The organism is Lentzea sp. HUAS TT2 (assembly GCF_051853195.1).
In the GTDB taxonomy this organism is placed as follows: domain Bacteria; phylum Actinomycetota; class Actinomycetes; order Mycobacteriales; family Pseudonocardiaceae; genus Lentzea.
In genome coordinates, this window is sequence record NZ_CP196667.1 from 3,143,762 (window position 1) to 3,169,343 (window position 25,582).

25 protein-coding genes are annotated in these 25,582 nt (G+C 69.3%); 18 read left to right on the forward strand and 7 right to left on the reverse strand.

What is annotated here, in order from left to right:
* Positions 1–48: 48 nt before the first annotated feature.
* Positions 49–1,695 carry a substrate-binding domain-containing protein gene (locus ACSHWB_RS15780; RefSeq protein ID WP_439662772.1) on the reverse strand — a complete coding sequence of 549 codons (1,647 nt, stop codon included), beginning with the start codon at positions 1,693–1,695 and terminating at the stop codon, positions 49–51.
* A gap of 377 nt (positions 1,696–2,072) precedes the next feature.
* On the opposite strand from ACSHWB_RS15780, the gene ftsH reads away from it, so the two are divergent.
* The 7 genes from ftsH to ACSHWB_RS15815 are packed head-to-tail and all read left to right on the forward strand — an operon-like array spanning position 2,073 to position 8,638.
* The gene (ftsH, locus tag ACSHWB_RS15785; protein ID WP_439662773.1) at positions 2,073–4,268 is read left to right on the forward strand and encodes an ATP-dependent zinc metalloprotease FtsH; all 2,196 of its coding nucleotides are present in this window, start codon (positions 2,073–2,075) and stop codon (positions 4,266–4,268) included.
* Positions 4,265–4,912, forward strand: a complete 648-nt coding sequence (folE, locus tag ACSHWB_RS15790; RefSeq protein ID WP_439662774.1) for a GTP cyclohydrolase I FolE — start codon at positions 4,265–4,267, stop codon at positions 4,910–4,912. The genes ftsH and folE overlap by 4 nt, the downstream gene beginning before the upstream one ends.
* Before the next feature lie 32 nt (positions 4,913–4,944).
* The gene (folP, locus tag ACSHWB_RS15795; protein ID WP_439664606.1) at positions 4,945–5,730 is read left to right on the forward strand and encodes a dihydropteroate synthase; all 786 of its coding nucleotides are present in this window, start codon (positions 4,945–4,947) and stop codon (positions 5,728–5,730) included.
* A complete protein-coding gene (gene folB / locus ACSHWB_RS15800) occupies positions 5,723–6,115 on the forward strand; it encodes a dihydroneopterin aldolase (protein ID WP_439662775.1) in 393 nt (130 codons plus the stop codon). Before folP ends, folB begins: the two co-directional genes overlap by 8 nt.
* The gene (gene folK, locus ACSHWB_RS15805; protein ID WP_439662776.1) at positions 6,112–6,606 is read left to right on the forward strand and encodes a 2-amino-4-hydroxy-6-hydroxymethyldihydropteridine diphosphokinase; all 495 of its coding nucleotides are present in this window, start codon (positions 6,112–6,114) and stop codon (positions 6,604–6,606) included. The genes folB and folK overlap by 4 nt, the downstream gene beginning before the upstream one ends.
* The gene (locus ACSHWB_RS15810) at positions 6,603–7,055 is read left to right on the forward strand and encodes a DUF3180 domain-containing protein (RefSeq protein ID WP_439662777.1); all 453 of its coding nucleotides are present in this window, start codon (positions 6,603–6,605) and stop codon (positions 7,053–7,055) included. Before folK ends, ACSHWB_RS15810 begins: the two co-directional genes overlap by 4 nt.
* A 50-nt stretch (positions 7,056–7,105) precedes the next feature.
* Complete coding sequence (locus ACSHWB_RS15815; protein ID WP_439662778.1) at positions 7,106–8,638, forward strand: DUF6779 domain-containing protein; 1,533 nt, start codon at positions 7,106–7,108, stop codon at positions 8,636–8,638.
* A 12-nt stretch (positions 8,639–8,650) separates the two neighbouring features.
* Here ACSHWB_RS15815 and ACSHWB_RS15820 read toward each other — a convergent pair whose 3' ends face one another.
* From ACSHWB_RS15820 to ACSHWB_RS15830, 3 genes are read right to left on the reverse strand one after another with little or no spacing between them, the layout of a single operon-like run.
* Positions 8,651–9,736, reverse strand: coding sequence for an NADH-quinone oxidoreductase subunit D (locus ACSHWB_RS15820; protein ID WP_439662779.1), 1,086 nt, complete (start codon positions 9,734–9,736; stop codon positions 8,651–8,653).
* Positions 9,737–9,767: 31 nt separating this feature from the next.
* Positions 9,768–10,190, reverse strand: a complete 423-nt coding sequence (locus ACSHWB_RS15825; protein ID WP_439662780.1) for a DUF1203 domain-containing protein — start codon at positions 10,188–10,190, stop codon at positions 9,768–9,770.
* A 17-nt stretch (positions 10,191–10,207) separates the two neighbouring features.
* Positions 10,208–11,122, reverse strand: a complete 915-nt coding sequence (locus tag ACSHWB_RS15830; RefSeq protein ID WP_439662781.1) for an SAM-dependent methyltransferase — start codon at positions 11,120–11,122, stop codon at positions 10,208–10,210.
* A gap of 30 nt (positions 11,123–11,152) precedes the next feature.
* On the opposite strand from ACSHWB_RS15830, the gene ACSHWB_RS15835 reads away from it, so the two are divergent.
* From ACSHWB_RS15835 to ACSHWB_RS15855, 5 genes are all read left to right on the forward strand, one after another.
* Positions 11,153–12,298 (forward strand): PrsW family intramembrane metalloprotease, encoded by a 1,146-nt coding sequence (locus ACSHWB_RS15835; RefSeq protein WP_439662782.1) that lies wholly within the window; start codon positions 11,153–11,155, stop codon positions 12,296–12,298.
* Between the two features lie 103 nt (positions 12,299–12,401).
* Entirely contained in the window at positions 12,402–13,292 is an 891-nt protein-coding gene (locus tag ACSHWB_RS15840) for a Rossmann-like and DUF2520 domain-containing protein (RefSeq protein WP_439662783.1), read from the forward strand.
* 1 nt (position 13,293) lies between these two features.
* On the forward strand, positions 13,294–14,184 hold the full coding sequence (panC, locus tag ACSHWB_RS15845) for a pantoate--beta-alanine ligase (protein WP_439662784.1): 891 nt from the start codon (positions 13,294–13,296) through the stop codon (positions 14,182–14,184).
* Between the two features lie 10 nt (positions 14,185–14,194).
* Positions 14,195–14,665, forward strand: coding sequence for an aspartate 1-decarboxylase (panD, locus tag ACSHWB_RS15850; RefSeq protein WP_439662785.1), 471 nt, complete (start codon positions 14,195–14,197; stop codon positions 14,663–14,665).
* An 11-nt stretch (positions 14,666–14,676) separates the two neighbouring features.
* On the forward strand, positions 14,677–15,471 hold the full coding sequence (locus tag ACSHWB_RS15855; protein ID WP_439662786.1) for a type III pantothenate kinase: 795 nt from the start codon (positions 14,677–14,679) through the stop codon (positions 15,469–15,471).
* On the opposite strand, the gene ACSHWB_RS15860 is transcribed toward ACSHWB_RS15855, so the two are convergent.
* The gene (locus ACSHWB_RS15860; RefSeq protein ID WP_439662787.1) at positions 15,461–16,216 is read right to left on the reverse strand and encodes a class I SAM-dependent methyltransferase; all 756 of its coding nucleotides are present in this window, start codon (positions 16,214–16,216) and stop codon (positions 15,461–15,463) included. The two genes, ACSHWB_RS15855 and ACSHWB_RS15860, sit on opposite strands and share 11 nt — an antisense overlap.
* A gap of 181 nt (positions 16,217–16,397) precedes the next feature.
* Here ACSHWB_RS15860 and lysS point away from each other — a divergent pair, with 181 nt between their 5' ends.
* From lysS to ACSHWB_RS15885, 5 genes are all read left to right on the forward strand, one after another.
* Positions 16,398–17,852, forward strand: coding sequence for a lysine--tRNA ligase (gene lysS / locus ACSHWB_RS15865; RefSeq protein ID WP_439664607.1), 1,455 nt, complete (start codon positions 16,398–16,400; stop codon positions 17,850–17,852).
* 114 nt (positions 17,853–17,966) lie between these two features.
* On the forward strand, positions 17,967–18,317 hold the full coding sequence (locus ACSHWB_RS15870) for a histone-like nucleoid-structuring protein Lsr2 (RefSeq protein ID WP_030477509.1): 351 nt from the start codon (positions 17,967–17,969) through the stop codon (positions 18,315–18,317).
* A gap of 312 nt (positions 18,318–18,629) precedes the next feature.
* Positions 18,630–19,622: a FecCD family ABC transporter permease gene (locus ACSHWB_RS15875; RefSeq protein ID WP_439662788.1), complete on the forward strand. Its 993-nt coding sequence runs from the start codon at positions 18,630–18,632 to the stop codon at positions 19,620–19,622.
* Positions 19,619–20,698, forward strand: a complete 1,080-nt coding sequence (locus ACSHWB_RS15880; RefSeq protein WP_439662789.1) for a FecCD family ABC transporter permease — start codon at positions 19,619–19,621, stop codon at positions 20,696–20,698. Before ACSHWB_RS15875 ends, ACSHWB_RS15880 begins: the two co-directional genes overlap by 4 nt.
* On the forward strand, positions 20,695–21,492 hold the full coding sequence (locus ACSHWB_RS15885; protein WP_439662790.1) for an ABC transporter ATP-binding protein: 798 nt from the start codon (positions 20,695–20,697) through the stop codon (positions 21,490–21,492). Before ACSHWB_RS15880 ends, ACSHWB_RS15885 begins: the two co-directional genes overlap by 4 nt.
* Positions 21,493–21,542: 50 nt before the next feature.
* On the opposite strand, the gene ACSHWB_RS15890 is transcribed toward ACSHWB_RS15885, so the two are convergent.
* Both ACSHWB_RS15890 and ACSHWB_RS15895 read right to left on the reverse strand, forming a co-directional pair.
* Positions 21,543–21,692: a hypothetical protein gene (locus ACSHWB_RS15890; RefSeq protein WP_439662791.1), complete on the reverse strand. Its 150-nt coding sequence runs from the start codon at positions 21,690–21,692 to the stop codon at positions 21,543–21,545.
* 69 nt (positions 21,693–21,761) lie between these two features.
* Positions 21,762–22,559, reverse strand: coding sequence for a (2Fe-2S)-binding protein (locus tag ACSHWB_RS15895; RefSeq protein ID WP_439662792.1), 798 nt, complete (start codon positions 22,557–22,559; stop codon positions 21,762–21,764).
* A gap of 318 nt (positions 22,560–22,877) precedes the next feature.
* Between ACSHWB_RS15895 and ACSHWB_RS15900 the strand changes: the two genes are divergently transcribed.
* The gene (locus ACSHWB_RS15900; protein WP_439662793.1) at positions 22,878–25,442 is read left to right on the forward strand and encodes an ATP-dependent Clp protease ATP-binding subunit; all 2,565 of its coding nucleotides are present in this window, start codon (positions 22,878–22,880) and stop codon (positions 25,440–25,442) included.
* The last annotated feature ends 140 nt before the right edge of the window (positions 25,443–25,582 follow it).

Here is a 25,582-nt window from a genome sequence, read left to right on the forward strand (position 1 = left end):
CTTTCGTACTGCATGAGAGTACGAAAGCGCCCCGCGTGCGTTGTGCGGTCAGCAGTTCGGACGGCACCGCCGCTGCGACACCGCGTCCAGCAGCACGCCGCGGATGTCCTCGGGGTTCGGCGCCTGGTACGCCTTGCCGCCGGTGGCCGCGGAGATCGCCCGCAGAGCGTCCATGTCGACCTCGTCGCCGAGCCCGACCATGATGATCGGCACCGGCTTCGCGGGGTCGGACTCCCGCTTCAGGGTCTCGATCAGCGCGCCCGTGTCGATCGACGAGATGTCGTCGTTGCGGCCGTCGGTCATGAGGACGACCGAGTTGACCTTCGAGGCGTCGTAGCCCTGCAGCACGTGGCGGTAGGCCGCCAGGGTCGTGTCGTTCAGGGCCGTGCCGCCGCCCACCAGGCCGGGCAGCTGCGAGGCGCCCGCCTCCAGGCGCTTGCGGCGGGTCACGCCCGCCAGGGGTTCGCCGAGCGGGCCGATCGGGACGAGCTCGATCCAGTCGTTCGGCGGCTTCTTGTCGGTGGAGAACGCCCACAGGCCGATCGCGGTCGTGTCCGGGAGCATCGAGAGCGCGGTCATGGACGCCTCGGTGGCGGCTTCGACGCGGGTCTTGCCGTTGCCGCTCTTCTCGATCATCGAGCCGGAGACGTCGATGACGGTCAGCATGCGCATGTCGAGGCTGATGGCGCCCCAGGTGCGCAGGAGCTCGGAGACCTGGTCTGCGCCGGGGGTCTCGATCAGCTTCACGTCGCCCGCCTGCACGCCCTCGACGTCGGTCGACCACTTCGCGGGGGCGGCGCCGCCGGCGGTGCGGAAGCCCGCCTCGCCGAAGCGCTTCGAGGTCTCGCCGGAGCGCAGCATCTTCTCGAACTCCGCGGCCGCCTCGCCGATGCCCTGCGGCTCGTTCGGGCGGGAGACCCTGACGAGCGGGTAGTCGAAGGACAGCGTGCCCTCCTTGGGCGGGGCGCCCAGGACGGCGTTGTCCTTGACCGAGCGGTTGTTCGCCACGACGGACTGCTCGGTGGCGGCGAACAGCGGCGCCTTGTCCGCGTCCGTCGTGACCTTGCCGAACGAGTCGCGGACCGACGGCACGGCGCTGCGGCCGACGCGCAGCAGTGTGCCGACGAGCTCGGGCTTGGGCGTTCCGTCCGGGTTGCCCAGCAGGGTGCGGATCACGAACAGCGAGGCGAGGCCCTCCGACGTCATCGTCGGGTCGCTCATCGAGATCTGGACCTTCGGGTCGACGACCTTGGCCCACGAGACGGGCGTGACCGGGAAGCCGATCTTGGACATCGCCTGCTCGGAACCGGCCATCACGAGCGGGCTGGACGCCAGCGAGGGCTTGATGTCCAGTTTCGGGGCCTCCGGGCCGGTCTCAGCGGCCTGGCGCTGGGCCTCCGCGGCCCACATCGAGGAGTCGGGGATCCAGAGGGAGTGGGGGTTGATCTGCGCGGTCGGCAGCTCGTTCGCCACGTCGGCCGCGTTGCGCGACTCGACCTGGACCTGGACGCAGCGGCCGTTCACGACAGGTTGTGACCGCTGGTAGTCCTGTGCTGCCGCGTTCACCACGTCGAGCGCGGCTGGTGTGACGGCGACCTTCAACGGCAGCGCGCCGGAGCAGTCGGCGCCGCTGGTGACACGCAGTGCCACGACCGTGACGCCTGCCGCCGCGACCACTCCGAGCAGGGCCCCCACGGGGAGGGCAACCCGCCGGAACAATCCGGGGGACGTATGACGTGCTGACATACAGTTACTTACCTTCGGTCACGTGTTCACTCTTTCGAGTGGCGGGGGAACACTCAGGGGATGAATGAGGATGACATGTGACCCCCAAACGTAATGAGACAGCGTGACCTGCGTCACTCGTCTGGACGGCCGTATTTGTTCCGGATGAACCAAACTGCGTGAACATGCGTGGTGGGGGTCACCCGCGGGAACCACGAACCGCCCTCACCCGTTGGTTGCTCAGTACCCGGCCAGCGAGCGGTAGGCTGGTCGGACGCGGTATGTGGGTCTTCCACTGCCCGACGCGCAAGTCAGGGAGGGTCGAGGCCGCCCCCGGCCGTAAGTGCATGGACCGCAAGCGCCTGCTTCGCAACCCGCTGCTGTGGATCGCTGCGGTGTTGCTGCTCTATTTCGTCTTCACCGTGCTCTTCGACGACTCACGGGGGTACCACCCGGTCAAGACGTCCCAAGCACTGCAACAGGTGAGGGACGGCAAGGTCAAGGAAGCCACGATCGAGGACAAGGAGCAGCGTCTCCGGCTCACCCTCACCGATGGCACGACCTTCGAGGGCAGCAACCGCCTGATCACGCAGTTCCCGGCCAGCTCGACGGACGAGATCTTCAACGTCCTCGACCAGGCCGGCAACAAGCCGACCGTCGAGACCAAGGTCAGCCAGGAGTCCATCCTGATGCAGATCTTGATCTACCTCGTGCCGCTCGGCCTGCTGTTGCTGCTGCTCATGTGGATGATGAACAACGCTCAGGGCGGCGGTAACCGCGTTCTGAACTTCGGCAAGTCCAAGGCCAAGCAGTTGTCCAAGGACATGCCCAAGACGACGTTCGCCGACGTCGCCGGTGCCGAAGAGGCCGTGGAGGAACTGGAAGAGATCAAGGACTTCCTCCAGAACCCCGGCCGCTACCAGGCGCTCGGCGCGAAGATCCCGAAGGGCGTGCTGCTCTACGGCCCGCCGGGAACCGGCAAGACGCTGCTCGCCAGAGCCGTCGCCGGCGAGGCGGGCGTGCCGTTCTACTCGATCTCCGGTTCGGACTTCGTCGAGATGTTCGTCGGTGTCGGTGCCTCGCGTGTGCGCGACCTGTTCGAGCAGGCCAAGCAGAACGCGCCGTGCATCATCTTCGTCGACGAGATCGACGCGGTCGGTCGTCACCGCGGCGCCGGTCTCGGCGGCGGTCACGACGAGCGCGAGCAGACGCTGAACCAGCTGCTCGTCGAGATGGACGGCTTCGACTCGCGCGGCGGGATCATCCTGATCGCGGCGACGAACCGTCCCGACATCCTCGACCCGGCCCTGCTGCGTCCCGGCCGCTTCGACCGTCAGATCCCGGTGTCCGCACCGGACCTGAAGGGCCGCAAGCAGATCCTGCGGGTGCACTCGAAGGGCAAGCCGCTGGCCGCGGACGCGGACCTCGACGGCCTCGCGAAGCGCACCGTCGGTTTCTCCGGTGCCGACCTCGCGAACGTCATCAACGAGGCGGCGCTGCTCACGGCGCGGCACAACGGTCACACGATCGACGGAGCCGCCCTCGAGGAGTCGGTGGACCGCGTGATCGGCGGTCCGGCCCGCAAGAGCCGGATCATCTCCGAGAAGGAGAAGAAGATCACCGCGTACCACGAGGCAGGGCACGCCCTGGCCGCGTGGGCGATGCCGGACATCGACCCGGTCTACAAGGTCACGATCCTCGCCCGCGGCCGCACGGGTGGTCACACCCTGTCGGTGCCGGAAGAGGACAAGGACCTGATGACCAGGTCCGAGATGATCGCGCGACTGGTGTTCGCACTGGGTGGCCGTTCCGCGGAGGAGCTCGTCTTCCACGAGCCCACGACGGGTGCGTCCAACGACATCGAGCAGGCGACGAAGATCGCCCGCGCGATGGTCACCGAGTACGGCATGAGCGCGAAGCTCGGCGCCGTGAAGTACGGGCAGGAGCAGGGCGAGCCGTTCCTCGGTCGCTCGGCCGGTCGCCAGGCGGACTACTCGCTGGAGGTCGCGCACGAGATCGACGAGGAGGTGCGCAAGCTCATCGAGGCCGCGCACACCGAGGCGTACGAGGTGCTCGTCACCTACCGCGACGTCCTCGACGACCTCACGCTCGAGCTCATCGAGAAGGAGACCCTGCACCAGAAGGAACTGGAGCGGATCTTCGCCCGCGTCGAGAAGCGGCCGCGCATCACCCAGTTCAACGACTTCGGTGACCGCCAGCCGTCCGACATCCCGCCGATCAAGACCCCTGGCGAGCTCGCCAGGGAACGCGGCGAGCCGTGGCCCCCGATCGTCGAGGACACCCTCGACGACGACCCGGAACCGCAGCAGGCGGAGCCCGCCGCGGCGGAACCGGCCACGGAGGCCCTGCCGTCGCCGAACGGCTCGAACGGGTCGCACCAGCCGGCCCAGCCCTCGAACCAGGCGGGTCCGCCGAACTACGGCGCCCCGCCCGGATGGACCCCGGCGACGGTGCCCGGCGGCAAGCCGCACAACGTCTGGGAGCCGAAGAAGGCGCAGCCGGACCAGGACGAGCGGCAGTGACCGAGCACCATCAGCTCGACGGAGACGCCGGCCTCACCCACCACGGGGAGGCCGGCGTCTCCGCGCGGCGGGTCTTCGACCAGCCGCGGGCAGAGGCAGCGGTGCGCGAACTTCTGATCGCGTGCGGTGAGGACCCGGAGCGGGAGGGCCTGCGCGAGACACCCGCACGGGTGGCGCGCGCTTACCGGGAGTTGTTCGCCGGTCTCTACACCGACCCGGACAGCGTTCTCGCGAAGACGTTCGACGAGAGCCACGAGGAGCTCGTCCTCGTCACGGACATCCCGATGTTCAGCTTCTGCGAGCACCACCTGCTGCCGTTCCACGGCGTCGCGCACGTCGGGTACATCCCGAACGAGCACGGCCGCGTGACGGGGCTGTCGAAGCTCGCCAGGCTCGTCGACCTGTACGCCAAGCGCCCGCAGGTCCAGGAGCGGCTGACGTCCCAGGTCGCGGACGCGCTGGTGCGCAGGCTGGAGCCGCGCGGCGTGATCGTGGTCGTGGAGGCCGAACACCTGTGCATGGGCATGCGCGGTGTGCGCAAGCCCGGTTCGCGCACGACGACATCCGCGGTGCGGGGGTTGTTGCGCACGTCCGCCTCGTCGCGGGCGGAGGCCATCGAGCTGATCAGGGGCCGGATCCGGTGAGTGGTCTGCCCCGGCCCGGCCGGTGCGTCGTGATGGGCGTGCTGAACGTGACGCCCGACTCGTTCTCCGACGGCGGCCGCTACATCGACCGGCGTGACGCGGTGGCGCACGGCGTCGAGATGTTCGAGCGCGGTGCGGACGTGATCGACGTCGGCGGTGAGTCGACCCGGCCGGGCGCCGGGCGCGTCGAGCCCGCCGAGGAGATCGCCCGCATCGTGCCGGTGATCCGCGCGCTGACCGGCGAGGGCGTGCCCGTCAGCGTGGACACGATGCGTGCTTCCGTTGCCGCGGCGGCGTTGGAGGCGGGCGCGTCGATCGTGAACGACGTGTCCGGTGGCCTCGCCGATCCCGAGATGGCCGCGGTCGTCGCTGCCGCTGGTGTGCCGTACGTGCTGATGCACTGGCGTGGGCACAGCACGGAGATGGACGCGCTGGCGACGTACGACGACGTGGTGACGGACGTTCGTTCGGAACTGCTGGAACGCGTCGAGGCCGCGCTGGCCGCCGGCGTCGCGGAGTCGTCGATCGTGCTCGACCCCGGACTGGGCTTCGCGAAGCTCGGCGACCACAACTGGGAGCTGTTGCAGCGCCTGGACGAACTGGTCGACCTGGGTTTCCCGGTGCTGGTGGGGGCGTCGCGCAAACGCTTCCTCGGCACGTTGCTCGGCAACCGTCCACCGGACGGCAGGGAGGACGCGACCGCGGCGGTGTCCGCTCTGGCCGCGTTCAACGGAGCGTGGGGTGTGCGGGTGCACGACGTCGACCGGACGCTGGACGCGGTCGCCGTCGCCGGTGCGTGGAGGCGGGGACATGGCTGACCGGATCGCGTTGACGGGCCTGCGGGTGCGGGGCCACCACGGGGTGTTCGAGCACGAGAAGCGCGACGGCCAGGAGTTCGTCGTGGACGTCACGCTGTGGCTGGACCTCTCGTCCGCGTCCCGCACGGACGATCTCAAGGAGACCTACCACTACGGCGAACTGGCCGAGATGGCCGCGGCGATCGTCGGTGGCGAGCCGTACGACCTCATCGAGACGGTGGCGGGCAAGATCGCCGACGCCGCGATGACCGACTCGCGGCTGCACGCGGTCGAGGTGACGGTGCACAAGCCGTCCGCGCCGATCCCGCTGAGCTTCGACGACGTGTCGGTGACGATCCGCCGTTCCCGCCGCCTCGCCGCACCACTGCCGAAGGAAGCCCGTTGACCCGCGCGGTGCTCTCGATCGGCTCGAACCTCGGTGACCGGCTGGGGTTCCTGCAGTCCGTCGTGGACGGGTTGCGGCCGTACGTGGTCGCCGTTTCGCCGGTGTACGAGACGGCGGCGTGGGGCGTCGAGGACCAGCCGGACTTCTTGAACGCCATCGTGATCGTCTCTTCGGACGAAGTGGACGAGTGGGGCTGGCTGCGCCGCGGTCAGGCGCTGGAGAACGCCGCCGGGCGCGTGCGGGAGCAGCGCTGGGGACCGCGCACGTTGGACGTGGACGTGGTTTCGGTGGACGGGGTGACCTCCGGGCACCCCGAACTGCTTCTGCCGCATCCTGGGGCGTTTGAGCGCGCAACAGTCCTCATCCCGTGGCTCGACGTCGAACCGGACGCGGTGCTCGCGGGCCACGGACCCGTTGCGGGCCTGGACTTCTCGGCTGACGGCGTGCATCGGCGCGACGATCTCGTGCTTTCGGGTTGGATGGAATCGTGAAGTTCACCAGTCCCCGCGACCTGGCGGCCGTCGCGATCGTCGGCGGTCTGCTGGCGCATCTGCTGCTGCGGCTCACGTACGACTCGTTGCCGCCGTTGCCCGTGCTGGCCGGTTCGACGCTGTTCGTCATCGCGGTCGTGGAGGTCGTGTTCGCGTTCTCGTTGCGGGCCAGGATCCTGCGCCGCGAAGGGGCCCGTCCGGTGCAGCCGCTGACGGCTGCCCGAGCGGTCGCGCTGGCGAAGGCCTCGTCCGTTCTGGGCGCTTTGATGTTCGGTGCCTGGGCCGGGTTGCTGATCTTCGTCATCCCCGTCCGCGACTCGTTTCCCGCGGCCTCGAACGACCTGGTCGCGGCCGTCGTGGGGTTGATCGCGGCGGTCGCGCTGACGGCGGCCGCGCTGTGGCTCGAGCACTGCTGCAAGACGCCGAAAGAGAGTTCCGGGAACGAATAGATACCCGGCCGTAGGTCTCAGTCGCATAACTACGCGGTACCGTAGTGCCCATGACCGGGCGAGGCGCGTCGATCGACGACGAGCAGGATGATCACGGTCGTGGCTCCGGGCGGTTGCTCTTAGTAGCGGCATTGGCGCTCGCCCTCGTGGCCGCGGCTGTGCTCGTGTTGAGCGACGAGGCCCGCATGCTGCGTCTGGCCGTGGTAGCCGCCTTGTGGGCGGCTCTGGTGGGAGCTTTCCTCGCCGCGAAGTACCGCAAACAGGTCACGGAGCGCGACGACGAGGTGGCCGATCTCCAGTCCGTTTACGAGCTGGAACTCGAGCGCGAGGTGGCCGCTCGGCGGGAGTACGAGCTCGAGATCGAGTCGGAGACCCGCAAGCGCATCGAAGAGGAGTCCCGCGCGGACATCGAGGCCCTGCGCGCCGATCTCCACGCGCTGCGCGACAACCTGCAGGCGTTGCTGGGCGGTGACGTCCTCGTCGAACGCGTGGCCCTGCGCGCCGAGTCGACCCGCCTGCGTTCGTTGGGCGGAGAGGCCGCCAGGCTGGCCGCCGGCCAGGACAACCGGATCATCAACGCCAAGCCCGCGATCACCGCGTCCGTGACGTCGTCCAGCTCGGTGGAGAAGCCGTCCGAGCGCACCGAGCTGATCGAGCGCGTCGCCCACGACGCCAAGATGCAGCCCCAGCGCCGCGAGCCGCTGCGCCCCGAGCCCGTGCGCCCGGAGCCGGCCAGGAACTCGCCGCGCCCGCAGCCCGCCGTCGTCCGCCGCGAGCCCGTGAAGGCCGCGAAGCAGGAACCGGTCAGGCCGCAGCCCCGCCCGTCCGCCGCGGCCGCCGTCTCGGCCAGGCTCGGCGGCGCCACCCCCGCACCCCCCGTGCCGCAGAAGGCCCCGCCGCCCACCGTGAAGGCCCAGCCGGTGCAGGCGCAGGTCCACCGCACCGAACGAGTGCCCCGCCCGGCCCAGACGCCGCCGTCGCGCACGGAGGCGTTGTCGCGCACCGAGGCGCTCTCGCGGTCCGAGGCGTTGTCGCGCACCGAACAGCCCCCGAAGGCCCCTGCCGCCGTCGCGAAGGCCGCGGAGGCCCGCAAGCCGGAACCGCGCTCCCGCGTGGCCGAGCGCACCGAGATGATCGACCCGAAGTCACTGCAGTCGACCGGCGGTGGCCGCCGCCGGGCAGACGACCGCCCGGCTCCGGTCCAGGACAGCGGCTCGTGGGAGACGCTGAAGCCGGACGCCCCGGCCCCCAGCCGCCGCTCCGCCGAGCCGTCCCGCCGCACTGCCTCCGAGGACTCGCTGGTGTCGCTGCCCCCGGTGGGCCGCCGCTCCGCCTCCGAGCAGTCCTCGGCCCGGCTGCCCGCGGTCACGCCCGGACGGCGTTCCCCTGCCGAGGAGACCCCGGTCTCCGGTCGCAGGGTCGCCGAGGACTCCTCGACGCGGCTGCCCGCGGTCTCCACCGGCCGCCGTGCCGCGCCGGAGGACCCGTCGGGTGCGCACGCGGACGGCAAGTCGGTGAGTGAGCTGCTGGCATCGCTCGGCGGGGGCGACGCGCCTCGTCGCCGGCGTCGGCGCGACGACTAGTCGCGGGACCGGCTACTTGTCGATGTCCCCGACGATCACGGCGAACGAGCTCAGCACCGCCGGCAGGTCGTCCACCGCGGTCCCGGGCAGCAACGCCGACAACGCCTGAACGTTGTTGAACGACGGCGTGCGGAGCTTCAACCGCCACGGTGTCTTCTCGCCCCGCGACGACAGGTGCACGCCCGAGGTGCCGAGCGGCGCCTCGACCCGCGTGTAGACCGAGCCCTCAGGAGCCTTGACCGCCTTGGGCAGCCGCAGGTTCACCGGCCCCCGAGGCAGCTGCTCCAGGCACGCCGAGGCCAGCTCCACAGACTTCCGGACCTCGTCGAGCAGGCACCGCACCCGCGCGGCCGCGTCACCCTCGGTGCGGACCACGGGCGTGAAGCCCAGCGCCCGGTAGGCGGGCAGCGGGTCGTCGCGGCGCAGGTCGAAGTCCACGCCGCTGGCCCGGCCGATCGGGCCGGTCACGCCGTACGCCAGCGCGTCCTCGTGCGGCAGCACACCGAGGCCCTGCAACCGTTCGAAGTCGATCGGCAGCCGTTCGAGATCCACAGTGGACAGGAATTCGGCGACCCGTGCGGTCCAGCCGGCCGGCACGTCCTCGCGCAGGCCGCCGATCCTGTTGAACATGAAGTGGATGCGCCCGCCCGACGCCTCCTCCATCAGGGACTGCACGCCCTCGCGGTACGTGGAGGCGTTGGGGGACAACGGGGTCAGGAAGACCATGTGCGCCATCAGGCGGTTCAGCTCGCAGAGCAGGGCGCGCAGCCACTGGGCGCGGGCAGGGACGTCCATGCCCGTCATGCGTTCCACGGCCAGTGCCACGGCGAGCTCGTTGCAGAAGGCCGAGAGCCAGTCGTGGCGGTTGGCGAGCGTGAGGACCTGGCGGTAGTCGCGCACCTCGAACAGCTTCTCGGCGCCGCGGTGCAGGTGGCCGACGAGCGGTTCGGCCGCGGTGATCACGAGGTCCGGTGTGACGGTCAGGCGCAGGCGGTACGCGCCGTGGGCCGACGGGTGCAGCGGTCCCAGGTCGATCACGCGGTCCACGCCCAGGTACTGGGCGCCCGCACCCACGCCGACGGTGATCTGCTCGCTCACCGGAGCATGGTTTCACGCGGACGGACGCGGCTCAGGACCTGGTGACCGCGAAGAAGAAGCAGCCGTGCGACACGCTGCGGACCTGCACCGACTCGATCTCGGGATCGTTCAGCAGTCCGGCCAGGACCCGGTCGAACGAGCCGGGCTCGACGACCTCGCCGTCGTGGATCTGACCTGCGGCGTTGTAGGAACGCAGGATCCGGGGACTGCTCAGCAACTCGAGAGGGAGACGGTCCGGCACAGCGCCGCCGGGGCAGTCGACGTGCGTGAAGATCGGGCCGGTCTCGGCGTACGGGCCCTTCCCGGACTCGGGCGAGTAGCGGAACAGCCACACCGGCTCGGAGGCCAGCGACTTCCGCAGGCAGCAGCGCAACGGCACGCCGGGCTCGGAGGCGCGGTACTCGCGGCCGGGATCGGAGAACGAGGCGGACGGCGACACGGAGTGGATTCGCATGACGCCAACGATCGTCGTCAGCCTGCCGAAAAGCTGGCGGGATTCGGACGCCAGGGCGGCAGCGCCGGCAGCAGGTCCGATACCGCGATCCCGCACCCGTGCAGCAGCCACCCGAACCCGCCCAACCCGGTGGGCGCACGCAGCTCCGCGATCCGCCCTGCCCGTGCGGCGGACTCCAGCCAGTCCCAGCCGGAGCCGGACACGTCAGCCGTCAAACCCAAGGCCGCCAACGCATCGCGCTGCGACACCAGCACGAAGTCCCCGCCGGCAGCGGCAGCACAGGCGTCCAGCGCGACGTGCGCGGTGATGTCGCAGGAGCCGTCGAAGACCGGCTCGACCTGACGCCCGTCCCGGTAGCCGGTCAGCGAGAAGTGCCGCGAGGACACCAGATGCCCGTAGTCGATCGCCAGCGCCGCCCCGCGCACCGACGCCACCGCGGCGGCCCACGCCGCGTCACGAGGCGCGCCGACCTCGGCCAGCGCGTCGTCCTCCAGCGACGGCCACCACCGCGTGATCCACGGATCGGACGAAGGCCCTCGCACCACCGGGCAGGGGATCGCGTCGAGCCACTCGTGCCCGACCAGCAGGCCGGCGCACGACGGCACGGACGTGGTCCACCGCACCCCCGGCAGGTCCACGGGCGGACCGACCTCGACCGCGGTCACCCGGAGCCGTTCCCCGAGCGAACCGGACGCCAGCGACCGCACCGCGAACGCCAGCTCACCCCCGCCCGCCCCGACGTCCACGAAGTCCACGACCGGGGGAAATCCGAGCGCGGCGTCCACCCGCGACAGCAGCTCCAGCAGCGCGGTCGCCAGCTCCGGACCGACCAGGGGAGACGTCCGGAAGTGCGACGACGGCTTCTCGCCGCGCGCGAAGAAGCCACCGGGGCCGTACAACGCGGCGTGCCAAGCGGCTTCCCAGTCGAACATCGGACAAGTGTGCATCTAAGGTCATTTCCCGTGACCGACGCCGACCTCACGCCGACGCCGACGAAGAAGCGCATCGAGCAGCGCCGCTGGACCGTCCTGTTCCCCGTCGTGGCGCTGATCGCGCTCGCCGCGGCGGGCCTCGTGCTGTTCGCTCTGGGCACGTCGAGCATCGGCATCGAACCGCTGCTGGTCGGTGCCGCAGCGGCACTGATCCCCGTCGCCTTCGTGGTGACCGCGTTCCTGTGGATCGACCGCTGGGAACCGGAACCGGCGAAGATGCTGCTCTTCGCGTTCGTCTGGGGCGCGTGCGGAGCGACGATCAGCTCGCTCGCGTTCAACCAGACGAGCAGGGTGCTCGGCGACCTGCTCACCAACGACGGCACGACGTTCACGGCCGTCGTGGGCGCCCCGATCGTCGAGGAGGCGACCAAGGCGGTGTTCCTCATCGCCGTGTTCGTCCGGCGCCGCCACGAGTTCGACGGTGTCGTCGACGGCATGGTCTACGCGGGCATCACGGCCGCGGGCTTCGCGTTCACCGAGAACATCTGGTACTTCGGCCGGGTCTTCCTGGAGGACGGTCTCGGCAACATGGGCGGTGGCGTGATCGCGCTGTTCGTGCTGCGCGGGGTGCTCTCGCCGTTCGCGCATCCGCTGTTCACGGCCATGACGGGCATCGGTGTCGGCATCGCGGCGACCACGAGCAACGCCACCGTGCGCATCCTCGCGCCGATCGGCGGCTACCTCACGGCCGTCGGCCTGCACTCGCTGTGGAACTTCTCGACCACCGTCGGCACCGGCGCCGAGTTCATCAACCTGTACTTCCTGATCATGGTGCCGGTGTTCGCCGGCGCCGTCGCGATCGTGGTGTGGCAGCGGCGCAGGGAGCAGCGGATCGTGGCGGGGCAGCTCGCGGCGATGGCGCAGAACAAGTGGATCGCCAACAGCGAGGTCGCCCTGCTGGCCAGCCTCAACGGCCGCAGGAACTGGCTGCGGGCGGTGAAGCGCAAGTCGGGCGAGGCGTCGGTCAAGGCCGTGAAGAGCTACCAGATCGCGGTGACCGAACTGGCCTTCCTGCGGCACCGCATCGAGCAGGGAACCGCCGGTCAGAGCGCGGAGCAGCGCCACGGGGTGCTGCTCGACAGCCTGCACGCCGCCAGGGCCGCCGCACGCCGGTGAGTCCGGTCACCGACCGGGTACATGCCAACCAGCGCGGGACTACCCTCGGCGACGTCGTCCGGTACCCGCACCAGGGACTGGAACGTCAGAAGGAGTTAGTCGCATGGACGCGACCCCACGTCCGGCGAGGCTTGCCGTAGGTGTCATCTCGGCCGGTCGCGTCGGCTCCGTGCTGGGCGCCGCGCTGGCCAGGACGGGCCACGTGGTGACCGGCGTCTCCGCCGTCTCCCAGGCCTCCCTCAACCGCGCGGAGGAGCTGCTGCCCGGCGTTCCGATCGCCGATCCCACCGAGGTCGCCGCACGTGCCGACCTGGTGCTGCTGGCCGTGCCGGACGACGAGCTGGAAGGCCTGGTCAAGGGCCTCGTCGCCACCGAGTCGCTGCGGGCGGGCCAGATCGTCGTGCACACCAGTGGCGCGCAGGGCGTGAAGGTCCTCGAACCCGCCGCCGAGCTGGGCGCCCTGACGCTCGCGCTGCACCCCGTCATGACGTTCACCGGCCGGTCGGAAGACCTGCTGCGGATGACGTCCGCGTGCGTCGGCGTGACGGCGGCGGACGGCGACGAGGTGGCCTGGAGCGTCGGCGAGGCCCTGGTCGTCGAGATGGACGCCGACCCGGTCAGGGTCCCCGAGGCCGTCCGCCCGCTCTACCACGCGGCACTGGCCCACGGCGCGAACCACCTGATCACGCTGGTCCGCGACGCAGCCGACCTGCTCACGAACGCCGGTGTCGCCAACGCCGAGCGCCTGCTCGGCCCCCTGCTGTCCGCCGCGCTCGACAACGCGCTGCGCCACGGTGACCGCGCCCTCACCGGTCCGGTCGCCCGCGGCGACACGGGTACCTTGCGCAAGCACCTCGACGTGCTCGCCGGGCAGGCACCCGAAACCCTGCCCAGCTACCGCGTGCTCGCCCGGCGCACCGCCGACCGGGCCGAACACTCCGGGCTGCTCAAGCCCGACGCGGCCAACGACGTTCGCACCACTCTTGAGGACTGACGTGACGAAGCCACTGACCAAGGACGACTACCGCCCGGACGACGTCACGGTGCACCGCGACCCGGCCCGGCTCAACCGGGTCATCAGGGCGCTGCGGAGCGCCGGCCGCAACGTCGCGCTGGTGCCCACGATGGGCGCCCTGCACGCGGGCCACCGGCAGCTGATCCGCGAGGCGCAGGTCATGCAGAACACGGTGGTCGTCGTGTCGATCTTCGTGAACCCGTTGCAGTTCGGGCCGAACGAGGACCTCGCGAAGTACCCGCGCCAGTTCGAGTCCGATGTGGACATCTGCCGCGAGGAACGGGTCGGCATCGTCTTCGCGCCGTCCGTCGAGGACATGTACCCGGCCGGCGCGCAGGTGACCGTGCACCCCGGCCCGCTGGGCGACGAGCTCGAGGGAGCGGTCCGGCCAGGCCACTTCGCGGGCGTGCTCACGGTCGTCTCGAAGCTGTTCAACATCGTGCAGCCCACGTACGCGGTGTTCGGGCAGAAGGACTACCAGCAGCTGCAGCTCATCCACAAAATGGCGCGGGACCTCAACTTCCCGCTCGACGTCGTCGGCGTGCCGACCGTCCGCGAGTACGACGGCCTCGCGTTGTCGTCGCGAAACTCCTACCTGACCCCGGAACAGCGCCATCACGCCGTGACGCTGTCCGCCGCGCTCACCGCCGGCGCGCACGTGTCGTCGAAGGGCGCGGACGCGGTGCTCAAGGCCGCGCACGACGTGCTGGCGCAGACGCCCGAGGTCGAGGTGGACTACCTGGAGCTGCGCGGGACCGACCTCGGTGCCGCGCCGGAGAACGGTGACGCCAGGCTGCTGGTCGCGGCCCGCGTCGGTTCGACCCGCCTGATCGACAACATCGGTGTGTTGCTCGGCGAAGGCGACGAGTAGGGGGAATGACATGTTCCGCACGATGCTGAAGTCCAAGATCCACCGCGCCACCGTGACGCAGGCGGACCTGCACTACGTCGGCTCGGTGACGGTGGACGAGGACCTGATGGAGGCCGCCGACCTGCTGGCGGGCGAGCAGGTCGCCATCGTCGACGTCACCAACGGCTCCCGGCTGGAGACCTACGTCATCCCCGGCGAGCGCGGTACCGGCGTGCTGGGCATCAACGGCGCGGCGGCGCACCTCGTGCACCCCGGCGACATCGTGATCCTGATCGCGTACGGGCAGATGGACGACGCCGAGTCGCGCACCTACAAGCCGCGCGTCGTGTTCGTGGACGCCGACAACAAGGTCGTCGACCTCGGTGCGGACCCTGCGCACGCCCCCGAGGGGTCCGGTCTGGTGAACGGCTCCACGAGCGCGCCGTCTTCTGAGACCGTTGAAGCGACCGCGCTGGACGCGTTGATCCAGGCCGAGAACTAAGGAATCGCCCCGTGCTGCTCGCCATCGACGTCGGCAACACCAACATCGTGCTCGGTCTGTACGACGGGGTCGGCGACACGGCCCCGCTCGTGCGCGACTGGCGGATGCGCACCGACGCCAGGATGACCGCCGACGAGCTCGCGCTGACGATGCGCGGCCTGCTCGGCGAGTACGCCGACAAGATCACCGGCATCTCCGCGCTGTCCACCGTGCCCGCGGTGCTGCGCGAGCTGCGGGTCATGCTCGGCCGCTACTACGACGCGGTGCCGAAGATCCTGGTCGAGCCGGGCGTGAAGACCGGCGTGCCGCTGCTCGTCGACAACCCGAAGGAGGTGGGCTCGGACCGCGTGATCAACACGCTGGCCGCGCACCACCTCTACGCGACCTCGTGCATCGTCGTCGACTTCGGCACGTCCACGAACCTCGACGTCATCTCGTCGCGCGGCGAGTTCCTCGGCGGCGCGCTGGCACCGGGCATCGAGATCTCGGTCGACGCCCTCGCCTCCCGCGCCGCCCAGCTGCGCAAGGTCGAGCTCGTCAGGCCGCGCAACGTGATCGGCAAGAACACCGTGGAGTGCCTGCAGTCCGGCATCGTCTACGGGTTCGTCGGCCAGGTGGACGGGCTCGTCCGCAAGATCACCGAGGAGCTCCAGCAGACCGACCCCGGACCGGTGACGGTGATCGCCACCGGTGGCCTCGCGCCGCTGGTCGTGTCGGAGTCCTCGACGATCGCGCACCACGTGCCCGACCTGACGCTGCTGGGGTTGCGCATGGTGTTCGAGCGCAACATGTCCGCTACTCGCTGAGGCGGACCATCCGGAAGACCTCCGCGCGCAGGGGGACGTCGAACGGCCCGTTCGACGTCTCCGGGCGTTCGCGGAGGAACGCCAGCATCTTGTCGTTGATCGCCGCCCGTTCGTCGTCGTCGATGACGAGCAGGCGCGAGTGCGTGTTGATCCACGCGACCGCTGCTTCCGGGGAGTCCCGGCGGTGGGTGTGCGGGAAGGTGGCGCGCTCCTCCAGCGCGAACGACGGGTGGGCCGTGACCGCGACGGGGTCGTGCCGCTGGGACTCGACGCTGCTCAGCGACACCTGCTCCAGTTCGCGGACCCACTCGACGTCCGTGACGGGTTCGGCCCACATGGCCGCCAGCACGCCGCCGGGCCGCAGCACGCGGGCGATCTCCGGCAGCGCCTTCTCCTGGTCGAACCAGTGGAACGCGGTGCCGACGAACACGGCGTCGAGAGTCTGGTCCGGAACGGGGATGTGCTCGGCATGACCGGGCAGCGCGCGCACGCCGTGCACACGGCGCACGAGCTCGGACAACATCTGCTCGTTGGGCTCGACGGCGGTCACGCGGTGGCCTTCCGAGACCAGGCCCGCAGTCAGCTTGCCGGTGCCGGCGGCCAGGTCGAGCACGTCGAGCTGCTCGGTCGTGCCCAGTGGCTCCAGTGCCCACCGGATCGCCGCCACGGGATAGTCAGGCCGGTGTTCGGCGTAGGCCTCCGCCTGCGCGCCGAACGAGTCCGCTCGCCTCGCGTGTAGATCCATCACACCAACTTAGTGAGTGGGACCGCTGTGCGGGTTGGTCCGGTCGGAGCCGCGTGCGGATCTTCGTGCGTTTTAGTGGTATCCGGTTCGCTTTGCGCTCACGGTCTTCCGTACCCTTCTCGGCGTGAGTGAGCAGCCGAAGCAAAACCTCGTGACCAGCGAAGAAGACCTGCCAGAGCAGATGCGCGTGCGCCGGGAGAAGCGTGCGCGGCTGCTCGCTTCCGGTAAGGAGCCGTATCCCGTCGAAGTTCCGCGCACGCACACGCTGCGCGAGATTCGCGACGCGCATCCCGAACTCGAACCCGACACCCAGACCGGTCAGCAGGTCGGCGTCACCGGGCGCGTGATGTTCATGCGCAACACCGGAAAGCTGTGCTTCGCGACGTTGCGCGAAGGCGACGGCACCGAACTGCAGGCGATGCTGAGCCTCGCCGGTGTGGGTGAAGAAGCGCTTTCCGAGTGGAAGACCGACGTCGACCTCGGCGACCACGTTTTCGTGAGCGGTGAGGTCATCAGCTCGCGTCGCGGTGAGCTTTCCGTGATGGCGGACGGGTGGCAGCTGACGTCGAAGTCGCTGCGTCCGTTGCCGGTCGCGCACAAGGAACTCGGCGAGGAAACCCGTATTCGTCAGCGATACGTCGACCTGATCCTCAGGCCGATGGCGCGCGATACTGTTCGGACCCGTGCGAACGTCGTGCGTTCACTGCGCGACTCGTTCCACCGGCGCGGATTCCTCGAAGTCGAGACGCCGATGTTGCAGACGCTGCAGGGTGGTGCCAGCGCGCGTCCGTTCATCACGCACTCGAACGCGCTCGACATCGACCTGTTCCTGCGCATCGCGCCGGAGCTGTACTTGAAGCGCTGCGTCGTCGGTGGCATCGAGAAGGTCTTCGAGATCAACCGCAACTTCCGCAACGAGGGCGTGGACTCGTCGCATTCGCCCGAGTTTTCGATGCTGGAGTACTACGAGGCGTACGCCACGTACGACTCGAACGCCGTACTGACCCGCGAGCTGATCCAGGAAGCGGCGGAAGCCGTGACCGGTTCTCAGATCGTCACGCTGGCGGACGGCACCGAGTACGACCTCTCGGGTGAATGGACGACTCTGAGCATCTACGAGTCGTTGTCCGAAGCTGTTGGTGAGGAAATCACCCCCGAGACGCCGGCCGAGACGCTGCGCAAGCTTTGTGACCGGCACGAACTCGAGGTCAACCCGAAGTTCGGGCACGGCAAGCTGGTCGAGGAGCTGTGGGAGCACCTGGTGTGCGACTCGCTCTACGCGCCGACGTTCGTGCGCGACTACCCGGTGGAGACGTCCCCGCTGACCAGGCAGCACCGCAGCAAGCCGGGTGTGGCCGAAAAGTGGGATCTGTACGTGCGCGGATTCGAACTCGGAACCGGTTACTCCGAACTGGTGGACCCGGTCATCGAGCGCGAACGCCTGGAAGCGCAGGCCCGTCTTGGCGCGGCCGGTGACCACGAGGCGATGCCGATCGACGAAGACTTTCTGCGATCACTGGAGTACGGAATGCCACCGAGTGGTGGCGTCGGAATGGGTATCGATCGGCTGCTGATGGCCCTCACGGGTCTGGGTATCCGGGAGACCATCTTGTTCCCGCTCGTTCGCCCTGAATGAGTAACTTTCCGGATGTCGATAGGTGCAATGTCGCACCTGTGCGCTAACCTGCGTCGCAGAAGGCTTTAGTTGGCGACGCGGGTGACCGCGCATTCGGGGTCCAGGAGGATACGCATGGCGCAGAAGGTCACGGTGACCCTCGTCGACGATCTGGACGGTTCCACCGCGGAGGAGACCGTCGAGTTCGGACTGGATGGTGTCAGCTACACCATCGACCTTTCCTCGGGCAATGCGGGCAAACTGCGTGACGCTCTTGCCGACTTCGTGGGAAGTGCACGTCGTGCGGGTGGTCGCAAGCGCCTTGGTCCCGGTCGTCCGGCCGGCAGCGTGAAGGCGCGCCCCGCTTCGGCGGATCGTGAGCAGAACCAGGCCATTCGCGAGTGGGCCCGCAAGCAGGGCATGAAGGTGTCGGACCGGGGTCGCATCCCGGCCGAGGTGCTCGACGCCTACCACCAGCAGGGCTGAAATTCGGTAAAACACGAAGGGGTTCCGGGGAATCTTCCCGGAACCCCTTCGTGCTATTCGGGTGACTGATCGGCTACCGGCAGGCGTCCGGAAGGTGGAACGGTGCGATCCAAACGAGATCGCGAACACTCTTGCTGCTGACTTTTTAGTTGATCCGACAACGGGTTTGCTGAATGTTTTTTCACGATCTCGCGCGGTCGTTCTTCTCCTGATGAGACCGCTGATGTGACCAGAACCGTATCCCTGCACCTCGGTCCGACCAGGGGGTTCGGTTAGGCTTACCTCTCCTGTCTGTGTCGAGGAGGGTGGGCCTTGGGTCGTAGGTCGTTCGGCCTGCTCTTCCTGCTGGTCGTGCTGGTCGCCGTGTGTCTGGCGAGCATCGCGATCGGCTCGAAGGAGATCCCGCTTTCCGGGGTGTGGCACGGTCTCTTCACGCCGACCGGCGTCGAGGACGACGTGGTGGTCCGCGAGCTGCGGATCCCGCGGACGTTGCTCGGCATCGCGGTGGGCATCGCGCTCGGCGTCGGTGGCGCGCTCATGCAGGGCCACACGCGCAACCCGCTGGCGGACCCCGGCATCCTCGGCGTCACGCACGGCGCGGCGCTGGCGGTAGTGCTCTCGATCTTCCTGCTCGGCGTCAGTTCGCTGGTCGGCTACATCTGGTTCGCGTTCGCCGGGGCGATGATCGCGAGCGTCGTGGTGTTCCTGCTCGGGGCAGCCGGCAGGGGAGGCCCGTCGCCGGTGACGCTGGCGCTGGCCGGCGCAGCGGTGAGCGCGTTGATGAACGGCCTGGTGTCGGCGATCGTGCTGCTCGACCAGCAGTCGCTCGACGCGTTCCGGTTCTGGCAGGTCGGCGCGATCGCCGGCCGTGACCTGACGGTGCTGGCGCAGGTGGCGCCGTTCCTGCTCGCCGGACTGGCGATCGCGGCGTTCAACGCACCGGGGCTCAACGCCATGTCGCTGGGCGAGGACGTGGCCAAGTCGCTGGGCGTCAACGTCAGCAGGACGCGGTCGCTGGGCATCTTCGCCATCACGCTGCTGGTGGGCGGTGCCGTCGCCGCGTGCGGGCCGATCGGGTTCCTGGGACTCGTGGTGCCGCACGTCGCCCGCGCGTTCACCGGCCCTGACTACCGCTGGATCCTGCCGTACTCGGCGCTGCTCGGGGCGATCCTGATCCTGTTCGCCGACATCGTCGGCAGGGTGGTCGCCCGGCCGTCCGAAGTGGAGGTCGGCGTGATGCTGGCCCTGATCGGCGCCCCGTTCTTCATCTTCCTGGTGCGGCGCAAGAAGCTGGTGAAGATTTGACGACCGAGGTGAGGACCCCCGCCGCCGAGGCGCCCGCGCTGAGGCTCGGCGCGACCTCGTTCAAACTGCGCCGCCGGCCGTTGCTGGTCGTGGCGGCGTCGCTGGTCGTGCTGGCCGCGCTGCTGGTCGCCGACATCATGATCGGCGACTTCCCGCTGACCGTGGCCCAGGTCGTCGACACGCTGCTGGGCGGCGGCACGCGCCGCGACCAGTTCGTGGTGATGGAGCTGCGGATGCCGCGAGCGCTGACGGGTCTGCTGGTCGGCGGTGCCCTGGGGCTCTCCGGCGCGATCTTCCAGGCCATCGTCCGCAACCCGCTGGCCTCGCCGGACATCCTGGGCGTGACCTGGGGAGCCGGTGCCGGTGCGGTCTCGGTGATCACCTTCGCGGGCTCGCTGGGCGTGGTGACCGGCAGCGCGGCGTCGATCGGTGTGCCGCTCGCGGGTCTGGCGGGTGGCCTGTTCGCGGGCCTGCTGGTCTACGCGCTGGCGTGGCGGCAGGGCATCGAGGGCTTCCGGATGGTGCTGGTCGGCATCGGCATCACCGCCGTGGCCGGCAACTTCACGCACTACCTGCTGACCGTCGGCGACGTGCAGGACGCGGGCCGCGCGATGGTGTGGATCACCGGATCCCTGAACGGCCGCGGCTGGGAACACGTCGTGCCGGTCGCGTTGGCGCTGGTGGTGCTGGTTCCCGTGGCGTTGATCGGCGGCCACGTGCTGGGCGCGCTGCAGTTCGACGACCAGACCTCGCGCGGCCTCGGCGTGCGGGTGAACGTCGCGCGGTCGTTCCTGATCATCGTGGCGATCGTGCTGGCCTCCGTGGCCACCGCCGCGGCCGGGCCGATCACGTTCGTCGCGCTGGCGTCACCGCAGATCGCACTGCGCCTGTCCGGCACCGCGCAACCGCCGCTGTTCGGCTCCGTCGTCATCGGCGGCGCACTGGTGATGCTGTCGGACCTGGTCGCGCGGACGATCTACCGCACGGAGCTGCCGGTCGGCGTCGTGACCGCGGTGCTGGGCGCGCCCTATCTGATGTTCCTGCTGATCCGAAGCCGCCGGGAGGCGCGGGTATGAGTGTGCGTCTTGAGGCTTCGTCGTTGTGCGTGGGCTACGGGGAACGGCAGGTCGTCGACACCCTCGACCTGTCGATCATCGGTGGCACGGTGACCGCGGTGATCGGGCCGAACGGGTGTGGCAAGTCCACCCTGTTGAAGGCTCTCGGACGGTTGCTGCCCGCCCGGTCCGGCGCGGTGTTGCTGGACGGCAAGCAGATCGACCGGATGTCCACCCGCGACGTCGCTCGGGTGCTGGGGATGCTGCCCCAGGCCCCGTCGGCTCCCGAGGGGCTGACCGTGGCCGACCTGGTTGCTCGGGGACGGCATCCGCACCAGTCCTGGTACCGGCAGTGGTCGTCGGACGACGCAGCCGCTGTCGACGCCGCGCTGGAGATGACCGGGATCCTGGACCTGGCCGAGCGGACCGTGGACGAGCTGTCCGGCGGGCAGCGGCAGCGGGCCTGGATCTCCATGGCGCTGGCGCAGGGCACCGACCTGTTGCTGTTGGACGAGCCGACGACCTATCTGGACCTGGCCCATCAGATCGACGTGCTGGACCTGGTGCAGGAACTGCACTCCTCGATGGGGCGCACCATCGTGATGGTGCTGCACGACCTGAACCTGGCTGCCCGGTACGCCGACACCATCGTGGCCATGCGGGACGGGCGGATCGTGTCGCAGGGGACGCCGGCCGAGGTGCTCACCGAGCAGATGCTGCTGGACGTGTTCGGGCTGGACGCCCGTGTCGTCGAGGACCCGGTCTCCGGGACGCCGCTGGTGGTGCCGGTGGGGTCGCGCCACCGGCTGCCGTAGCCAGAGCGGACAGGGACCGAGCCGGCCCCAGGCGACCAGCAGTGGCGGGGTCACCAGGTAGAGCGTTCGAAGAACCAGAGGACCGGTCCGCTCTCGCCCTGGCTCAGTCTCAGCGCGGGGAAGGCGGCCGCGGGGAGCACGAGTGCCGGCGCGGCGATCGGGGTCAGGACGGTCGCCACGCCGACCAGCCCCGGCAGCACCAGCGCGGTCCCGCAGATCGCCCCCAGCGCGCCCCCGATCCGCAGGAGCGGACCCGGGACTGGTCCCCGTCAGGAGCAGGTGCGCGGGCAGGCCGTGCACGGCTCCGCGTCGGGCAGCACGTAGTGGAAGCAGCAGCTGTTCCGCTTGCGCTTCCAGCCCTCGTCGGTGAAGTGCAGCGTCGAAGCGGAGACGAACGGCTCCAGCTTCTCCGGCAGGATCATCGCCGCGTCCGTGACGCCCGCGTTCTCGTCGCCGAACTGACGGCCGGCGGCCCACGGGCCGTACTCCAGCATGTCGGTCGCGGCGGCCCAGAGCTGGCGGCGGCCGAAGCGGACCACCTGGCCGAACGACGCGACGAACTGGGCGGCGTGCGCGGCGTAGCGGGCCCGCAGGATCGCGGCCAGTGCCGCCTCGTCGGCGACGACCGTGGCGGCCGGGTGGTTCGAGGCCGGGTCGTCGGGCAGGCAGGCGAACTCGTCGGACAGGACGGCCGTGCCGTCCGGGTGCGGGCGGCCCGCGGTGTTGAGGCGGAACGCCATGTCGGACGGCCTGAGCGTCGGGACGCGGCGGGCGGTGTGGAACAGCAGGCCCGCCAGGTAGCCGGGCACGTGCAGGTACCAGCCCATGACGTAGCCGGCGGTGGCCCTGTCGTCGGACTCGCCGTACTGCTCGACCATCCACTCCGCGAGGTCCTTGCGCCACAGGTCGAAGCGCGTGGGCTCCGCCAGCAGGTCCGAACAGATCGTCCAGTCACCGGCAGGCGTGCCGAACACGATCTCGGTACCGGTCTGCAGGCGGGCGATGGATTCGGCCAGTGGCGTGAGCGCACGCGGGTTCTGCTGTGAGACCCTCGCAGGTACGGTCAACGCGCAAGTCCAATCTCATGCGTATGAGGCTTGCCTAACCTTACCCAAGATCTCTCTCAGTCGCCTCCGCACGTGGGCCCGATCACAGGAGTATCGCTCAATGGTCGGTTGTTCGCGTTCAGCGGACATCGCCCGATCTGTGGAATCCGTTGGTCCCGACCTGCGTTGATGCCGATGTCAATGTTCTCCGGACGCGGCTGGCCGCTGATGGGAACCACAGGCCTCGGAACCGCCCACTACAGTGGAGCCACGGTGCCGCGCTCACCAGGGTAGATCGGGGGAGCCGAGGACCGCCGACGCAGCAGTCAGGGAGTGCGAATGTTCGAAAGGTTCACCGACCGCGCGAGGCGGGTGGTTGTCCTTGCCCAAGAAGAGGCACGGATGCTCAACCACAACTACATCGGCACCGAGCACATCCTCCTGGGTCTGATCCACGAGGGTGAAGGTGTCGCCGCCAAGGCGCTCGAGTCGTTGGGGATTGCGCTGGAGGGCGTCCGCCAGCAGGTCGAAGAGATCATCGGCCAGGGCCAGCAGGCTCCGAGTGGACACATCCCCTTCACCCCCCGTGCGAAGAAGGTCCTGGAGCTCTCGCTGCGCGAGGCGCTTCAGCTCGGCCACAACTACATCGGCACCGAGCACATCCTGCTCGGCCTGATCCGCGAGGGCGAGGGCGTCGCAGCCCAGGTCCTCGTGAAGCTCGGGGCCGACCTCAACAGGGTGCGGCAGCAGGTGCTGCAGCTGCTGTCCGGCTACTCGACGGAGAAGGGTTCCACCGAGTCGACCGGTCGCGGCGAGGGCACGCCGTCCTCCTCCTTGGTCCTCGACCAGTTCGGGCGCAACCTCACGGCCTCTGCCCGTGAAGGCAAGCTCGACCCGGTGATCGGGCGCGCCAAGGAGATCGAGCGGGTCATGCAGGTGCTGTCCCGCCGCACCAAGAACAACCCCGTCCTCATCGGCGAGCCCGGCGTCGGCAAGACCGCCGTCGTCGAGGGGCTGGCGCAGATGGTCGTCAAGGGCGAGGTGCCCGAGACGCTCAAGGACAAGCAGCTCTACACGCTCGACCTCGGCTCGCTGGTCGCGGGCTCGCGCTACCGCGGTGACTTCGAAGAGCGCCTGAAGAAGGTCCTCAAGGAGATCCGCACGCGCGGCGACATCATCCTGTTCATCGACGAGATCCACACGCTCGTCGGTGCGGGTGCCGCCGAGGGCGCGATCGACGCCGCGTCGATCCTCAAGCCGATGCTGGCTCGTGGCGAGCTGCAGACGATCGGTGCCACCACCCTCGACGAGTACCGCAAGCACGTCGAGAAGGACCCCGCGCTGGAGCGCCGCTTCCAGCCGATCCAGGTGGGCGAGCCGTCGCTCGAGCACACGATCGAGATCCTCAAGGGCCTGCGCGACCGGTACGAGGCGCACCACCGCGTCTCGATCACCGACTCCGCGCTGGTCGCCGCCGCCACGCTGGCGGACCGGTACATCAACGACCGGTTCCTGCCGGACAAGGCGATCGACCTCATCGACGAGGCGGGCGCTCGCATGCGCATCCGCCGGATGACCGCGCCGCCAGACCTGCGCGAGTTCGACGAGAAGATCGCGGACGTCCGTCGCGACAAGGAGTCCGCGATCGACGCGCAGGACTTCGAGCGCGCGGCGAAGCTCCGTGACGCGGAGAAGACGCTCCTGGGCCAGAAGGCCGAGCGGGAGAAGCAGTGGAAGGACGGTGACCTGGACGTCGTCGCGGAGGTCGACGACGAGCAGATCGCCGAGGTCCTCGCCAACTGGACCGGCATCCCGGTGTTCAAGCTCACCGAGGAGGAGACCACGCGTCTGCTCCGCATGGAGGACGAGCTGCACAAGCGGATCATCGGCCAGGTCGACGCGGTCAAGGCCGTGTCGAAGGCGATCCGCCGCACCCGCGCCGGCCTGAAGGACCCGAAGCGCCCCTCCGGCTCGTTCATCTTCGCCGGCCCGTCCGGTGTCGGTAAGACCGAGCTCTCGAAGGCGCTGGCGAACTTCCTGTTCGGCGACGACGACGCGCTCATCCAGATCGACATGGGCGAGTTCCACGACCGGTACACCGCGTCGCGGCTCTTCGGTGCCCCTCCCGGTTACGTCGGGTACGAAGAGGGCGGCCAGCTCACCGAGAAGGTGCGCCGCAAGCCGTTCTCCGTCGTGCTCTTCGACGAGATCGAGAAGGCCCACCAGGAGGTCTACAACACGCTGCTCCAGGTGTTGGAGGACGGCCGCCTGACCGACGGTCAGGGCCGGACGGTGGACTTCAAGAACACCGTCATCATCTTCACGTCGAACCTCGGCACGTCGGACATCAGCAAGGCCGTCGGCCTCGGCTTCACCTCGGGTCAGGACGGCGCGTCCAACTACGAGCGCATGAAGAACAAGGTCAACGACGAGCTGAAGAAGCACTTCCGGCCCGAGTTCCTCAACCGCATCGACGACATCATCGTCTTCCACCAGCTGACTCAGGACGAGATCATCCGGATGGTGGACCTGATGATCGCCCGCGTCGAGCAGCAGCTGAAGAACAAGGACATGGCGATCGAGCTCACGGATCGCGCGAAGATGCTGCTCGCGAAGCGCGGCTTCGACCCGGTGCTGGGCGCCCGCCCGCTGCGCCGGACGATCCAGCGCGAGATCGAGGACACCCTGTCGGAGAAGATCCTGTTCGGCGAACTCCAGCCGGGCCAGATCATCATCACCGACGTCGAGGGCTGGGACGGCGAGTCCGACCAGCACGACAAGGCGCAGTTCGTGTTCCGCGGCGAGGCCAAGCCCAACCGCGTGCCGGACTCCCCGCCCGTCGACCTCGCGGCCCCGGCGGCTGCCGCCGAGCCGCAGGACGCCCCGGCGACCGAGTCGGAGTGATCTAGGCAGTAGGTGAGAACGGCCCCCAGGCTCCGGCCTGGGGGCCGTTGTCGTCTTGTGACTCACCCCGTCGAGTGGATTTGCCTGTTTCGCCGCCTGATGTCCTGGCCGCTGCCAATATTGGCTGACCACTCCGATCT

Bases quoted from the DNA above. Each gene is read 5' to 3' on its own strand.
- ACSHWB_RS15815 (WP_439662778.1), top strand. From the start codon at position 7,106: ATGACCGGGCGAGGCGCGTCGATCGACGACGAGCAGGATGATCACGGT.
- folB (WP_439662775.1), top strand. From the start codon at position 5,723: ATGGCTGACCGGATCGCGTTGACGGGCCTGCGGGTGCGGGGCCACCAC.
- lysS (WP_439664607.1), top strand. From the start codon at position 16,398: ATGCGCGTGCGCCGGGAGAAGCGTGCGCGGCTGCTCGCTTCCGGTAAG.
- ftsH (WP_439662773.1), top strand. From the start codon at position 2,073: ATGGACCGCAAGCGCCTGCTTCGCAACCCGCTGCTGTGGATCGCTGCG.
- folP (WP_439664606.1), top strand. From the start codon at position 4,945: ATGGGCGTGCTGAACGTGACGCCCGACTCGTTCTCCGACGGCGGCCGC.
- ACSHWB_RS15830 (WP_439662781.1), bottom strand. From the start codon at position 11,122: ATGTTCGACTGGGAAGCCGCTTGGCACGCCGCGTTGTACGGCCCCGGT.
- ACSHWB_RS15860 (WP_439662787.1), bottom strand. From the start codon at position 16,216: ATGGATCTACACGCGAGGCGAGCGGACTCGTTCGGCGCGCAGGCGGAG.
- ACSHWB_RS15885 (WP_439662790.1), top strand. From the start codon at position 20,695: ATGAGTGTGCGTCTTGAGGCTTCGTCGTTGTGCGTGGGCTACGGGGAA.
- ACSHWB_RS15825 (WP_439662780.1), bottom strand. From the start codon at position 10,190: ATGCGAATCCACTCCGTGTCGCCGTCCGCCTCGTTCTCCGATCCCGGC.
- ACSHWB_RS15840 (WP_439662783.1), top strand. From the start codon at position 12,402: ATGGACGCGACCCCACGTCCGGCGAGGCTTGCCGTAGGTGTCATCTCG.
- ACSHWB_RS15900 (WP_439662793.1), top strand. From the start codon at position 22,878: ATGTTCGAAAGGTTCACCGACCGCGCGAGGCGGGTGGTTGTCCTTGCC.
- ACSHWB_RS15870 (WP_030477509.1), top strand. From the start codon at position 17,967: ATGGCGCAGAAGGTCACGGTGACCCTCGTCGACGATCTGGACGGTTCC.
- panD (WP_439662785.1), top strand. From the start codon at position 14,195: ATGTTCCGCACGATGCTGAAGTCCAAGATCCACCGCGCCACCGTGACG.